Source organism: Arcticibacter eurypsychrophilus (assembly GCF_001730525.1).
GTDB lineage: Bacteria > Bacteroidota > Bacteroidia > Sphingobacteriales > Sphingobacteriaceae > Arcticibacter > Arcticibacter eurypsychrophilus.
On record NZ_MDFN01000005.1, the window covers coordinates 68,800 to 82,987 of the forward strand.

Annotated in this window: 17 protein-coding genes; 6 read left to right on the forward strand and 11 right to left on the reverse strand. The window is 37.4% G+C overall.

Annotation, left to right across the window (positions count from 1 at the left end; genetic code table 11):
• Positions 1–63 precede the first annotated feature (63 nt).
• Positions 64–723 carry a protein-L-isoaspartate(D-aspartate) O-methyltransferase gene (locus BFL47_RS04230; RefSeq protein WP_069658565.1) on the forward strand — a complete coding sequence of 220 codons (660 nt, stop codon included), beginning with the start codon at positions 64–66 and terminating at the stop codon, positions 721–723.
• A gap of 14 nt (positions 724–737) precedes the next feature.
• Here BFL47_RS04230 and smpB read toward each other — a convergent pair whose 3' ends face one another.
• The 8 genes from smpB to BFL47_RS04270 form a co-directional block, all read right to left on the reverse strand.
• Positions 738–1,220, reverse strand: coding sequence for an SsrA-binding protein SmpB (gene smpB, locus BFL47_RS04235; protein ID WP_262482880.1), 483 nt, complete (start codon positions 1,218–1,220; stop codon positions 738–740).
• A complete protein-coding gene (locus tag BFL47_RS04240; protein ID WP_069658566.1) occupies positions 1,213–1,869 on the reverse strand; it encodes a metal-dependent transcriptional regulator in 657 nt (218 codons plus the stop codon). Before BFL47_RS04240 ends, smpB begins: the two co-directional genes overlap by 8 nt.
• 20 nt (positions 1,870–1,889) lie before the next feature.
• Positions 1,890–4,121, reverse strand: coding sequence for a cation:proton antiporter (locus BFL47_RS04245; RefSeq protein ID WP_069658636.1), 2,232 nt, complete (start codon positions 4,119–4,121; stop codon positions 1,890–1,892).
• Positions 4,122–4,274: 153 nt separating this feature from the next.
• Positions 4,275–4,748: a ribonuclease H-like YkuK family protein gene (locus BFL47_RS04250; RefSeq protein WP_069658567.1), complete on the reverse strand. Its 474-nt coding sequence runs from the start codon at positions 4,746–4,748 to the stop codon at positions 4,275–4,277.
• Positions 4,749–4,915: 167 nt separating this feature from the next.
• Positions 4,916–5,602, reverse strand: coding sequence for an ATP-binding cassette domain-containing protein (locus tag BFL47_RS04255; RefSeq protein WP_069658568.1), 687 nt, complete (start codon positions 5,600–5,602; stop codon positions 4,916–4,918).
• Positions 5,599–5,883, reverse strand: a complete 285-nt coding sequence (locus tag BFL47_RS04260; RefSeq protein ID WP_069658569.1) for a hypothetical protein — start codon at positions 5,881–5,883, stop codon at positions 5,599–5,601. The genes BFL47_RS04255 and BFL47_RS04260 overlap by 4 nt, the downstream gene beginning before the upstream one ends.
• Before the next feature lie 185 nt (positions 5,884–6,068).
• Positions 6,069–7,805 carry a phospho-sugar mutase gene (locus BFL47_RS04265; RefSeq protein WP_069658570.1) on the reverse strand — a complete coding sequence of 579 codons (1,737 nt, stop codon included), beginning with the start codon at positions 7,803–7,805 and terminating at the stop codon, positions 6,069–6,071.
• 122 nt (positions 7,806–7,927) lie between these two features.
• Positions 7,928–8,371 carry a hypothetical protein gene (locus BFL47_RS04270; protein WP_069658571.1) on the reverse strand — a complete coding sequence of 148 codons (444 nt, stop codon included), beginning with the start codon at positions 8,369–8,371 and terminating at the stop codon, positions 7,928–7,930.
• Between the two features lie 268 nt (positions 8,372–8,639).
• Between BFL47_RS04270 and BFL47_RS04275 the strand changes: the two genes are divergently transcribed.
• Positions 8,640–9,350 carry a DUF92 domain-containing protein gene (locus BFL47_RS04275; RefSeq protein ID WP_069658572.1) on the forward strand — a complete coding sequence of 237 codons (711 nt, stop codon included), beginning with the start codon at positions 8,640–8,642 and terminating at the stop codon, positions 9,348–9,350.
• 155 nt (positions 9,351–9,505) lie between these two features.
• Here the strand turns inward: BFL47_RS04275 and BFL47_RS04280 are convergent, their stop codons facing one another.
• Entirely contained in the window at positions 9,506–9,727 is a 222-nt protein-coding gene (locus BFL47_RS04280) for a hypothetical protein (protein ID WP_069658573.1), read from the reverse strand.
• 141 nt (positions 9,728–9,868) lie between these two features.
• On the opposite strand from BFL47_RS04280, the gene BFL47_RS04285 reads away from it, so the two are divergent.
• Positions 9,869–11,335, forward strand: a complete 1,467-nt coding sequence (locus tag BFL47_RS04285) for an SDR family oxidoreductase (protein ID WP_069658574.1) — start codon at positions 9,869–9,871, stop codon at positions 11,333–11,335.
• 2 nt (positions 11,336–11,337) lie between these two features.
• Here the strand turns inward: BFL47_RS04285 and BFL47_RS04290 are convergent, their stop codons facing one another.
• Positions 11,338–11,685 carry a hypothetical protein gene (locus BFL47_RS04290; protein ID WP_069658575.1) on the reverse strand — a complete coding sequence of 116 codons (348 nt, stop codon included), beginning with the start codon at positions 11,683–11,685 and terminating at the stop codon, positions 11,338–11,340.
• A 265-nt stretch (positions 11,686–11,950) separates the two neighbouring features.
• Between BFL47_RS04290 and BFL47_RS04295 the strand changes: the two genes are divergently transcribed.
• The 3 genes from BFL47_RS04295 to BFL47_RS04305 are packed head-to-tail and all read left to right on the forward strand — an operon-like array spanning position 11,951 to position 13,217.
• On the forward strand, positions 11,951–12,280 hold the full coding sequence (locus tag BFL47_RS04295; protein ID WP_069658576.1) for an ArsR/SmtB family transcription factor: 330 nt from the start codon (positions 11,951–11,953) through the stop codon (positions 12,278–12,280).
• A 32-nt stretch (positions 12,281–12,312) separates the two neighbouring features.
• Complete coding sequence (locus tag BFL47_RS04300) at positions 12,313–12,801, forward strand: GNAT family N-acetyltransferase (protein WP_069658577.1); 489 nt, start codon at positions 12,313–12,315, stop codon at positions 12,799–12,801.
• Complete coding sequence (locus BFL47_RS04305; protein WP_069658578.1) at positions 12,798–13,217, forward strand: arsenate reductase ArsC; 420 nt, start codon at positions 12,798–12,800, stop codon at positions 13,215–13,217. The genes BFL47_RS04300 and BFL47_RS04305 overlap by 4 nt, the downstream gene beginning before the upstream one ends.
• A 324-nt stretch (positions 13,218–13,541) precedes the next feature.
• On the opposite strand, the gene BFL47_RS04310 is transcribed toward BFL47_RS04305, so the two are convergent.
• Positions 13,542–13,985: a hypothetical protein gene (locus BFL47_RS04310; RefSeq protein WP_131677934.1), complete on the reverse strand. Its 444-nt coding sequence runs from the start codon at positions 13,983–13,985 to the stop codon at positions 13,542–13,544.
• Positions 13,986–14,188 lie beyond the last annotated feature (203 nt).

Here is a 14,188-nt window from a genome sequence, read left to right on the forward strand (position 1 = left end):
ACTAACCATGAACCCGTCTTAAAATAGCGCTGTTCATAGAAATAAGCTTATTTTTGAAGAAGGATGGCTTACAAGTTTGTTGATAATTACAGAGAAAAAGGTGCACGTAAAAAATTAGTGAATCTGCTTAAAGAAGAAAGAAAGATTGAAGACACTAACTTATTAGAAGCAATAGGTAAAGTTCCAAGGCATTATTTCTTTGATGAAACTTTTTGGAGTCAATCCTATCGTGACATTGCTTTTCCAATAGGAGAGGGCCAAACCATTTCTCAGCCCTATACCGTAGCCTATCAAACCCAATTACTTCATGTCAGCAAAGGGGATAAAGTATTGGAAATCGGAACAGGGTCAGGTTATCAAACTTGCGTTTTATTGGAGCTGGGAGCCTCTGTATATACCATTGAGCGACAGGAAAAACTATATCACAGAGCAAAATTATTCCTTGGTAAAATGGGCTACCACCCTAATTTCTTTTTGGGTGACGGATCAAAGGGCATTCCCGAACATGCACCCTACGATAAGATCCTGGTTACTGCCGGAGCTCCATTTGTTCCCGAAATTATGCTCAAACAACTCCGTATAGGTGGTACACTGGTCATCCCTGTAGGAGACGAAAAGAGTCAAAAAATGATTACCGTAATTCGTGTTAACGAAAATGACTATGAAAGAATCGAGCTCGATACCTTCCGTTTCGTTCCCCTGGTGGGCGATCAGGCTTGGTAAAAGGGAACCAATAACTATTGCTTCATCGCTCGATTCAATTCAATTTTACTCTCCCTGTCCTTAATGGTATCCCGCTTGTCAAAAGTTTTCTTACCCTGAGCCAGACCAATTTCCAGCTTAGCAAACCCGCGTTCACTAATAAATAACGCAAGTGGAACAATGGTATAGCCCTTTTCTTCGCTTTTGTCCTTTAGCTTCTTAAATTCCTTTTTAGTTAGCAATAACACCCGGTCCCTCTTCGATTCATGATTATAGAACGATCCATGCGAGTATTCGGCAATATGCATGTTTCGTATAAACAGTTGATTGTTGCCCAGGAAAGCACAAAATGCATCATTGATATTGGCCTTACCCTCTCTTACTGACTTAATTTCAGTACCCAGAAACTGGATTCCGGCTACAAACTTATCGAGTATATTATATTCAAAGTATGCCTTTTTATTGCGGATATTAACGTTCATTTTGTTTTGTGGTTGATATGTAGACGTGTCAAACAATCATTATGTTTTCCGCAAACTTTTGCGAAACAGTATTTAATTGATTATCAATGAGGATTTCTATAGTCCCATCATAACCTTGCCTGGATAAAACCTTTATCGGCGTATTTAGCTTTAAGTTCAGCTGACTTACATATTGCAGAAAAGCCGCTGTGTTATCCCTTACAGCTACCATTTTACAGGTATAACCTGGTTCAACTTCAGCAAGGGACTTCCGGGACAAAGGCTTTATAATCCCTTTTGAATCGGGTATAGCATCTCCATGAGGATCAAATTCAGGATACCCAAGGAAATTATCCAGTTTGTCAATCAGCTTTGCTGAATGAATATGTTCAAGCTGTTCGGCCACTTCATGCACTTCATCCCAACTGAAATCGAGCTTTTGAAACAAGAAAGTTTCCCATAAACGGTGTTTCCTCAATATTTCCAGAGCATTTACACGACCCTCTTCTGATAAAGTAATTTTACCATATTTTTCATAATCAATCAGACCCTTCTCTTTCAACTTCCTTAACATGTCGGTCGCCGTTGCCGGCTTCACACACATATAAGAAGCTAATTGATTTGTTCCCGCCTCGTTATTGTGCTCGATCTCATACGTAATATGGAACAGCGCTTTAATATAATTCTCTTCTGTAAAAGAAAGCATGTTACAAAAATACAAAAACCTTAGTCTTTTAAAAGTTCTACAATTTTTTTACGGTTCCCTACTATCCATACGATGTCTCCGGCTAACAAGGTAAGGGTGGAGTCCGGATTTAATATCCGTTCATTAAGCCGCTCAATCCCAACTATTAAACCTTGCGTTTTCTCCCGAACGCCTGAATTTCGTATTGTTTGATTACATACCGGAGACTTGGAAGTAATCACTATTTTTTGAAGTTCCAGGTCTTTTTTTGATGATTGAATAGTCTCATTGTACTGATCAGACACTTCAAGTTGTGCTTTTAAAGCAGCAATCTGATCATCTGTGCCAATAACCGTCAACTGATCATTCGGATAGATGCGCTCGTTCCCTGCCGGCGTGGCAATAACAAGATTCCCTCTCTCTATAAGTGCAATGTTTACACCATGTCTTTCTCTGATCGCTAATTCAATCAAGCTCTTGCCTACCAGTGTTGATTCAGGCGAAACAATAAGTTCAGTTAAATGCGCATCCCAAGGGACAAGATTGGAACGTGTTTTATCCACACTATTTTCCCTGTCGTTCAAATTAAGCAGGAATCTGTTCTCCAACCTTCCGTAAAAAAACTGAAGCTTTTTCGAAAAGATAAACACCACAAGCACAATAGCCAGGATGGCAATGATAATGGCGAATTTTGTATCCAGAACAATAGTGAATAAGAATACAAGATATATAATTGCCAAAGATATTCTTAGCGCTTCCAGAGCCACCAGCGGTCCCCGACTATATTTTTTATTCAGCCACAAATGCGCATAAGCCCTTTTTTCGATTCTTCTTAATGCAAAAGCCCATAGGAAAGGGGCCATCAGTATAAAGGAAATGATCATGGTTAGTCCTGTTCCCTGAATTCCATTAGTTATATTGGTTATAATAAACGGATGCAGATAATGCTGAACCACATATAATAGTGCAATCAAAATAACCGAATGAATAAGGAAGTGCATGAAATAGGCTTTCAATAGGATCTTCCAATCGCTCGTCTCCGAAATCCCTTCTGTGCTGGAACTATATTTACTCAAAGTAGAGATCCATTTTGCCGGTAGTTTCTGCTCCAGGTATTCTGCAAAGGGCCCTGATGCTTTAATCAGATAAGGCGTTGTAAAGGTCGTTAACGCCGATACCGCTACCGCAACAGGATAAAGAAAAGAACTGGTTACATTCAATGTTACCCCCAACGTGGCAATGATAAAGGAGAATTCCCCTATTTGAGCCAGACACATGCCTGATTGAAGCGACGTTCTTAAGGTTTGTCCGGATAAAAGCGCTCCAATTAACGTACTGATTGGTTTACCAAAAATAGAGACCAACGAGATAATTAAAATAGGAATAGCATAATCCATTAAGACAGAAGGATCAATCAGCATCCCGACGGAAACAAAAAACACAGCAGCAAAAAGATCTTTGACAGATTTAGTAATATGCTCAATTCTTTCTGCCATAGTGGTTTCGGCTAAGATTGAGCCCATTATAAAGGCACCCAGAGCAGGAGAGAAGCCAACTTGAACCGCCAGCATTACCATGAGCAGACACAATGCGATAGACACGATCAGCATCGTCTCATCATTCATCAGCTTATGCGTTTTTTTAAGAAAGGTTGGGATCAGAAATATTCCTCCTATAAACCAAAGGATCAGGAAAAATCCAAACTTTAAAATGGAAAATAGCATTTCAGTTCCTTCAAACTCCCTGCTTACAGCCATAGTTGACAATACCACCAGGAGCAATATGGCTACCAAATCTTCAATAATCAAAACACCGAAGACAAGGTTGACATACTTTTTATGCTTGATTCCAAGCTCATCAATAGCCCTTATAATAATTGTAGTGGAGGAAATAGCCAGCATTCCACCCAGAAAGATACTGTCCATGGTAGACCAACCCAGCATCACACCAGCTGTGTAACCTAATAAAAGCATGATACTCACTTCTGTAATACCCGTTACCGAAGCTGCCCCTCCAACTTTTGCTAGTTTCTTGAAACTGAATTCGAGTCCCAGGCTAAACAATAAAAAGATCACACCTATTTCAGCCCAGGTAGAAATACTGGCTTCATCACTTACGGAGGGGAAAAAATTAAAATGCGGTCCAACTAATAAGCCGGCAATGATATAACCTAATACAAGAGGTTGTTTGATTTTTTTAAACAGGAGTGTTGTAAATGCCGCAGCGGCAAGTATTAATCCGAGATCGGTTACAAGTTGTGGAAGATGGATCATAAATGTTTTTTCAGGTCGGAAGGTTGCCCTTTCAGAAATGAAAAAAGCGATAAGAAAAATAAAGCATACAAAAACCCCCAACCTTGCATATTGCTAATATACAAAATTAGCGTTAAACGCTTACTCGGGGCTTTAACCCAGTCTCAGTTTTTCTTAATGAACCATTTTGTTTGCACAGGCAGAACTGGCAAAAGCTTCAGGTTTTGCTTTAAAAACGAATCCCATACTGAGGATGTATCCCATCGCATCATGAAGTGCCTGGTTTGACTTAAACATTGGATTCGTATTGATATCCGCATGTACTTCCAGATCGACATGATACAGGTCCAGCAAATCGCATAGTGAATAGGCTACCTCAATAGACTTTTGCACCTCCGTTAACATGCGTTCCTTGATACTCATCTTAATGGAACTTCGGTCCTGATGGATGAACATGAATGCTCCCTTCTTTTCCCGAATAAATACGATTACTGTGGCATAATCCGTTACAGGTCCTTTCACCTGTGAATCTGTACCAATACAAACTTTTAATTTGTTTCCTTGTCTATACTCTCTTTCAATTGCGTTTTCCACTGCCTCATGTATAGAACTGGAGATGACTTCTCCACTAAATTTTTTCCAGGTCATGATTTTACGATTACATATATGAAAGAACAAAAACTTAAAAAGCAATTGTTAATCCTGATATAAAGGTAGTTAAAAGGAGATACACAATAGGTCTAATTTTTGTTAAGATTCAATCATCTTAAGATTTCGATATATTTCCTGCAAAAATTAATGACGCAATCATTTCCTCATAAATTAGGTGGCTGTATTCTTTCAGATCTTGCAGGTAAATATCCAAACTCTATTAGTTCACTGAACTCTTTGATCACTCTGGTATTTCCATTATCCATTAAAATAACCGTTGACGATATATCTAATACATTTTCATAATCATGATCAGTAATTATGAAGCCCTTATCTTTTGAATGTTCTTTGATAAGACTTTTTATGATTTCAACATGCAATGGAGAACTCCCATTGAAAGGTTCATCAAGCAATACATATTTCGCATCGGAATGAACCACTAGCAAAATCTCCAAAATCCTTTTTTCACCTCCTGATAACTGATTTACTTTCTTTTGCAAAGAAGGTACAATTAAATTATTCTCCATTACCAGGGCAGCATTCTTCTTGTCACAAAAACACTGGATTATATTTTTGATTTTTACATGGTTAGGCAAGAAATTGTCCTGAGCTAAATAACGAATTAGTTTTCTTTTTTGATAAAGCGAATCTATCTTCCTGTCATCAACTTTAATAAATTTATTATCGGCACTCAACGACCCGAAAATTATCTTTAATAATGTAGACTTTCCCGATCCATTTCTTCCTAAGAGGGCTATAATCTGCCCTGGCTTACAAGAGATGAAAATATCATTGAGGATTTGTTTATCTCCAAATCGTTTTCTAATGCTATCAACGTGTAATCCGCTCATATCAGCATAAACAACAATCCTATCATTGTGCTAATAACCAGTGTGTTCGTCCATAAAATAAACTTACTAAGGCCTATGTTGTAATAGAAGTAGTATTCATTAGGGTTTTTAAGTTCATAAGTAAGGTAATGGAATGTTGGAGTTAAAAAAATATAGGAGATTCCAATACCAATTAGGAAATTGCTGGCTGCTGTCATTAAATAGGATAGCGCAATTGAAACGACTAATGAAGGGATAATGAGTTTTTTATAAAAAAACCATAGACCATAAACTGTACGCATCCTTTAATTACTATTTTAAAATCCCAATATAGATAATTAAACTTGAAATGGAATATGTAAAGCAGAATGCTGGAGCAAAAGAAAATTCCATAGCCCAAATGGAGAAATAAGGGTAGATTATAAAAAAGAGGTTGATCAATTTTAAAATTGATACAACCTCTTTTTTATGTTAATGAATAAAGAGCCTAAACTCCCAGGTCACTCATAATCGCATCAACCTTCACATCCAGCTCCTTGCTTTTTTGCTCATACGCTAATTTGTCCTGTAAAGGCATTTTAACACTGCAATAGAACTTAATCTTAGGTTCGGTACCAGATGGACGGGCTGAAATAATGCTGCCATCCTGAGTTACAAACTGCAATACGTCTGATGTAGGAAGATCAATCGAAGTTTTTATTCCTGTTATCAAGTCCGTTTGCACACTAAGTTCATAATCTTTCAATGTGATTACATTTGAACCACCCAAAGAAGTAGGAGGAGTATTACGGAAACGCTCCATCATGGCCTTGATCTCTTCGGCACCGGTTTTACCCTTCTTGGTTACTGAAACCAATTTCTCCTTATACAGACCATATTGTAAATACATATCCAATAAGGCATTGTATAAACTGCTGCCATTGTTTTTATAAAAAGCAGTCATTTCAGCAATAAATGCAGCAGAAACCACAGCATCTTTATCTCTTACCAGGTCACCTATCAGATATCCATAACTTTCTTCACCGCCACCGATGAAAACCTTCGCGTCCTTAAAGCGGGTAATGAGTTCACCAATATATTTGAATCCGGTTAAAGTATTGTAACATTCCACATTTTTAGCTTTCGCTATCTCATCAATTAGATAAGAGGTAACAATCGTTTTAACAATGTATTCCTTGCCAGTGAAAAGGCCTTTTTGAGCCCATGCTGTCAAAAGGTAGTTGATCAATAAACTTCCGGTCTGGTTTCCATTTAATAAAATGAACTCACCATCATTGTTTTTAATAGCAATCCCAATCCGATCTGCATCAGGATCAGTAGCCATAATCAGATCTGCATCCACTTCAGCACCTTTTTCCAGCGCAAGCGTTAATGCTTCTTTTTCTTCTGGATTCGGATAAATTACAGTAGGGAAATTGCCATCTGGTTTAACTTGTTTTTCAACCAGGTGCACATTGGTAAAACCAAATAAAGCTAAAGCCTTCGGGATTAGTGTAATACCTGTTCCGTGAATAGGAGAATACACAATTTTAAGATCCCGTTGTTTTGCAATAGCATCCGGAGATATGCTCAGTTTGATAATTTTACTCAGGTAAAGTTCATCCATTTCTTCTCCCAGAAGTTCAAGATGTTTTGGCAGAGGAATGAATTTAACGTCATCTATGCTTTTTATGGCAGAAACTTCTGTCATCACATCGGTATCTGCCGGACTTACAAACTGTCCACCGTCATAACCATATGCTTTATAGCCATTGTACTCTTTTGGATTATGAGATGCCGTTAACATCACCCCACTTTTACATCCCAGTTCCCTTATAGCGAAAGAAAGCTCAGGAGTAGGACGTAATTCCTTAAAGAAATAAACATAAATGCCATTAGCTGCAAACACGTCAGCCGTAATCTCAGCAAACAAAGCTGAATTATTTCTGCAGTCATGTGCAATGGCGACTTTAATCTGCTCCTCCGGATATGTTTTTTTAAGAAAATTAGCTAAACCCTGAGTTGCCGAACCAATCGTATACTTGTTTATACGGTTTGAACCCGGTCCCATTAGTCCACGCAGACCACCTGTTCCAAATTCGAGGTCCTTATAGAAAGAATCCGTTAATTCGGTAAAAGACTTTTCATCTAATAAGGTTTGAATCTGTTGTTTCGTTTCACTATCGTAGCTTCCCTGAAGCCACTCATTAATTTTGTTTAGAACAGATGGCTCTAATTCCTGCATAATTAAAAGATTTAAGTATTTCGTAGTTTATAATACAATTGTACATATCTACTAGCACAAGGTAAAATTAAACTAGTTGTTTTACAAAGCAAACACTTAACCGATAAAAAGCATAAATAATATTAATAAGAGGTGATTTTCAATGAAGAAAGAGAATCCAGCGAATGTTTGATATCCATCATGTGATGATGAAGCATAGTCTGTAATTTAATATCGCTCGAAATATTAGAGAGAGCAGAATCATACTTACGAAGTGTTTGTTTACCTTTTTGCATGCCCCAACGCATCAAAGCCTGACTATCATGTTTAGTAATAGTCTTCTTAAACGCTTCCCATGCAGCCGGATCAGGACATTGCGGAAAGTTAAGTTCATTCAACCGGCAGTTTGATCGAAGCAAATACGAACGTATACCCACAATATGTTCCCCTCTCATCCATAAATATTTGGCAAAAGATGATTTTAATGAAGGAACCTTCACAAGGTCAATAGCCTGATCATAAAATCTGGTTTCATTCAAACTATGAATTAGTAAATGCCTTAGATTTATAATTAAGATATCATCCATATGATTACGATGGTTTAAAATGGTTCTACATGATAGTATTGTAACGTAAGGTCGCTCATATTATTTTATAAAACTATTAATTACCTTATTTGGTTTCTGACCTTTTTGCAAGTTAGATATTTTAACCTGCAAAAATCAAGTTAATTAACCTAATTGCTTGACTTAATGCTTTGTATTAAATTTGTTACCGATTTTAAATGCCTTACAATCCTTTTATATGGTTGATACAAAAACTTATTATATGCCTGTTAAGGCTTACCTTTAATTGATGAAACCGGACTATTTGTTATTAGTTTTCTTATTGGTGCTGGGGATGTATTTTAGTGTATCGACTAAAAAGCTGACAGTTGGGGCATCACTAACCGGAGGTGTAATTGGGTTCCTCCTGTTTGCAGGAATCGGATATGGAGGCTTGCTGATGATGGCTTCATTTTTCATCATAGCAGTTATTGCCACTGCCTGGAAACTCAAAGACAAAGTATTAGCAGGCCTTTCCGAAACAAATAAAGGAAGAAGATCAGCCTTTCAGGTACTCGCAAATGCAGGAGTATCGGCTGTTATTGCAATCATTGCCCTTTTTTATCCATCCAATCAGTTGATGTGGGAGGTGATGCTAGCCTCATCATTCGCTGCTGCAACATCTGATACGGTATCATCCGAACTTGGTAACGTCTATGGCAAAAAGTATTATCATATCATTACATGGCAAAAAGATCTTAGAGGCGAAAATGGTGTAGTGAGTTTGGAAGGAACCCTAGCCGGAATTGCAGGTAGTACATTCATTGCGCTGATTTATGCTGTATGTTTCGGTTCTTTAACCTATGTCTTTTTGATTTTGATAGCAGGATTTCTAGGAAATATAGTGGATTCTATATTAGGGGCGACTCTGGAACGTAAGTATATGTTGAATAATAACCTGGTCAATTTCCTGAATACGCTCTTTGCAGCCTTAATAGCATGGGTATTCTTGTGTAATTAAGGTCAAAAAAAAAGCCCCTGCTATAATGAGTATAGCAAGGGCACCTAAACCTTATCACATCTATTAACGTAGAAACTTATCTTTTGGTTTCAAAAAAATGATTTATTTTTAAATTAATTTTAGAAATGTCCATTTACAGCTGATTCCTTTAGTTCTCAATTAGTGTTTTTTTTGCCCTTTTTATCATAAAAAGGAGCAGTGGCAGCAAGAATTAGAAAGATGACGATAAACGCATAGATGGTTGCATTGCTATGTCCCGAGTTTGAATCTGCTGTGTTACTTAAATCACTATCCACCACATTCACTGCAAATGAAGAGTATGATATAGAAGTAATAAGCAAGAACGTATAAAGTAACTTTTTAAGTAATGAATTCATATTTTGCTTTGTTTGAGTATTCAAATGTATCAATTAAACTTTTTAACAGCAGTATTTTTTAAGAATATTAGCTTTACAAGTAACTAATTTGTAACAAAGAATTCATTGTATTGTTATCTCTATGCTTTATATATAAGAACTATGAAATTATTGATCACAGGTGCTAACGGCTACATTGGTACCCGGTTAATTCCATTATTATTAAATGAGGGGCATGATTTAGTCTGTATGGTACGTGATAAAAGACGTTTCATTCAGAAAGTGGATCTGTCTGAACATGTTCATATCATAGAAGCGGATCTGATTTCCGGTAAGGGGCTTGACCAGATCCCCAGGGATATTGAAGCTGCTTATTACCTGGTGCATTCCATGTCATCTCCAAAAGGCGATTTCAGTGATACAGAAAAAACATCAGCTGAGAACTTTTCTAAGGCTATGGATACGACCAGTTGCAAGCAAGTGATCTTCTTAACGGGTATCGTCAATGATATAAAGCTATCCAAACATCTCTCATCCCGCCTGGCTGTAGAAGATGTCCTCAATAAAAGTAAAATCCCATGTACGGTTTTGCGTGCTGCCATTATAATCGGTTCAGGAAGTGCTTCATTTGAAATTATCCGCGATCTGACAGAGAAACTTCCTATAATGGTTGCCCCCAAATGGGTTCTCACACGATGTCAGCCTATAGGAATTCGTGATGTGCTTCGATACCTCACCGGAATTCTTAATAAGGAAGAAAGTTACGGTAAGGCCTTTGACATAGGAGGACCAGATATTCTGACCTATCAGCAAATGCTTCTAATCTATGCTGAATCAAGGAATTTGAAAAGATATATTCTCAACGTACCCTTCCTCACACCCAAATTGTCCTCTTACTGGCTCAATCTGGTAACCTCAGTTCCGTTTTCTTTAGCAAGCTCTTTGGTAGAAAGTATGAAGAATGAGGTTATTTGTCATGACGACCATATCAAGAAGATTATACCCGGTAATTGTCTGACCTACAGGGAATCTTTAAAGCTTGCCTTTGTTAAAATAGAACAAAATTCCATTGTATCAAGCTGGAAAGACGCATTAAATAGAGGATATCTCGAAACAACCTTTATGAATCAGGTAAAGGTTCCACAAAACGGTACGGTGAGTTCTAAAGTGAAAATAATATTCAAACGAAATACCAATGAAGTGCTGGATAACATTTGGGGAATAGGTGGAAACCGGGGGTGGTATTATTTAAACTTCCTATGGAAACTGCGCGGTTTTGCTGATAAAGTAGTAGGAGGGGTAGGTATGAGACGAGGACGGCGTAGTCCCATTTCACTTCTTGCTGGTGATACCCTTGATTTTTGGCGTGTATTACTAGTTGATAAAGAGAAAAGGCGACTCTTGCTCTATGCCGAAATGAAGTTGCCAGGAGAAGCATGGTTAGAATTTTACATCGATAAGTCGAATCCAAGTGGAAATACTTTAATACAAACGGCTACTTTTCGTCCTAGAGGACTATGGGGCCGTTTGTATTGGTATGCCATGTGGCCCTTTCATTTGTTTATATTCAAAGGTATGGCCAATGAATTGATCCGGTATCAACCTAAGCTTTTAAAACAAAACCCTTAGATTTAAGGCTTTTGTTTTAAGGGCATAGCTTCTTTTTTTCGTTCAATTTCCACTTCAACCAATTCTGCTTCATGTTCTTCAGCAGCAGCAGCTGTAGCATAATTCAGTTTTCTGAAGCGCCATATTGCGAATGCAGGTTCCTGATTCATGTTAATGAGCTTGAAAAACTTTGGAATATTATAAATTTCTTCTAAAAGTACGCCTGTTACAATGCCTTTATTATCCAGGATCTCCCTGATGGTATATTCTTTATCTTTAGTAACCCAAATTTCAAAATCGCGGCTAATCTCCTCCTGTTTATTGGCGTCAATAAGCGCATTAATGCAAATTACTTTGTCTCCTGGTTTCATGTCTTTAAAACGCTTTTTAAGTAAAAAATAATATACAAAAATAAACACGTTTTGTAAGTAAACAAACTGGAAATAAAATTAAATGAATGGCAAGGCGTTTTGAAATTAAATATGTTTATTCATTCTGAATTCAAAACACTCAGCCGATAGTACCTTAAATTTTCTTTGTGCACTAAACGTTAATTTCATTACAAAATGATACTTTCATAAATCAGTGTGTTACATTTGATTTCGTTATTATTTAATCGTAATATTGCAATACGTTATGGGACTTACAAAAACAGAGATCTTCACAGAAGAGCAGAATCAGCTTGCCACCATGTTGAAAGCATTGGCTCATCCTGCCCGGGTAGCTATTCTTCAATCTATTATCAGGGCCAACAGCTGCATCTGTGGCGATTTAGTTGACGAGTTAGGATTAGCACAACCCACTATTTCCCAGCATTTAAGAGAATTAAAGAATGCAGGAATAATTCAGGGAACAATAGAAGGAGTCAAGGTTTGTTATTGCATAGAGCCAAAAGCCTGGAACTTGCTGGCAAAAGAAATGAATGTATTCTTTAATTCCTATCAGGATCCAAAGGGATGCTGCTAACAAAATGATAGCTAGTTGATAAACTTTGTGTTATGATCATCAGAGAATTAGTGGTACAGGACTGGCCACAGGTCAGGGAAATATATATGCAAGGGATCCTTACGGGCAACGCGACCTTTCAAAAGATTGCACCTACCTGGGAGGAATGGGATTCCAGTCACCTGTCTACTTGCCGGTTGGTCGCTTTAAAGGATAATACAATCACTGGTTGGGCAGCATTATCACCTGTGTCCTCACGATGTGTGTATGGAGGAGTGGCCGAAGTAAGTATTTATGTGTCCTCTGCTTTTTCCAGACAGGGGATCGGTAAGTTGCTAATGAATCAACTGATTGCCGATAGTGAAAAACAAGGGATCTGGACACTTCAATCCGGGATCTTTCCGGAGAATACAGCCAGCATAGAGCTTCACAAAAAAACAGGATTTCGGGAAGTAGGTTATAGGGAAAAAATAGGTCAGATGAATGGGGTGTGGAGAAATTCCATGTTACTAGAACGAAGAAGCCAAACTATATTTATATGAAAAAAGTATTAGTATTATGTACGGGAAATAGCTGTCGCAGTCAGATAGCCGAAGGGTATTTAAGACATTTTGCAGGAGATACCGCAGAAATCTATAGCGCGGGGATAGAAACGCATGGCGTTAACCCAAAGGCTATTGAAACGATGAAGGCCGATGGAATAGATATTTCGGCTCATACCTCAAATAACGTGAACGAATACCAGGATGTGGATTTTGATTATGTAATCACGGTATGTGATAATGCCAAAGAAAACTGTCCTTATTTTCCTTCAAAAGCGGTTAAACTCCATTGTGATTTTCCTGATCCGGCTAAAGCGACTGGAACGGAGGAGGAAGTTAGGAAACAATTTAATGAGGTGCGGGATATGATCCGTGACTATGCGGAACGATTTGTTCAGGTTTATATATATTCCTGATTGGTAAGGCTTCTTTCTCTTTTTCGATATACTAATAGTAACAGCATTATTGTTAAATTTTATCAGCTCAATAGTTCAGCAAAAATCTATTATCTTCAATCGATTTGAGTGTATCAAAAGTAGCTAGTTTGCCGGTGTTACCGAAGATTTTGTAAAAAGATCAGTCACGAATTGAAAACAAGAAGATTCTTAATACCCTTATCGCGCATATATTGACACAATCCCCAATTCATGTAATGCAATTCTTATTTGTTCTTGTTCAAAATCTATTCAATTTACAAATAATTGCTAATCGTAGTAAGTGGTGCTGTCGCATAGTTTATTTTACTTTTTCACCAGTATCATTTTATTGATTTTAGTCACTAAGAACCTGGATTTATTGCTTCCCAGGTGCCCATAACTACCTTTTTCGGTTTCAAAAACTCCTATAGCCTCTAAGTATAAGTATAATACAGGATAATTGTTATGCACTTTTTGCAATTTTCTTCTGTACCTTTTCGGTATTTCGCCATAGTCATTAACAAAGTCTAGGTCCACTAGCAATTGTTGACCGCATCCTTTATTTTTTATGGAATTGAGGTTCCAATACTCCTCAACTCCGCTATAACTACATTTCAAGTAAACATTCTGGTTCCTATATTTTGGTAAATCGCATAAATCAACCGTTGGTAGATTTTTATAAGTCGTATAAGATAAATCAGATATCTTAGGCGAGCACCCATAAACAATTAGTAGTCCGAAAGAAAGGTAGGTTAGAAGATGTTTCATTTAATCATGCCTCAGGTTTACAGATTTATATTGTGCCAGATTAAAAGTACTTTACTTTTGCAAGGAACTAAGGTAGTTAAAAGGTGCGTATTTTAACTTCGGTCAAATAACAACGATTTAACAAAAATCTACTATTTGTTTAATAGCTCCTTATAGGACGCCATCATTACTTAGGGTTGATTGGTAAATGGGTGTAGAAGGAT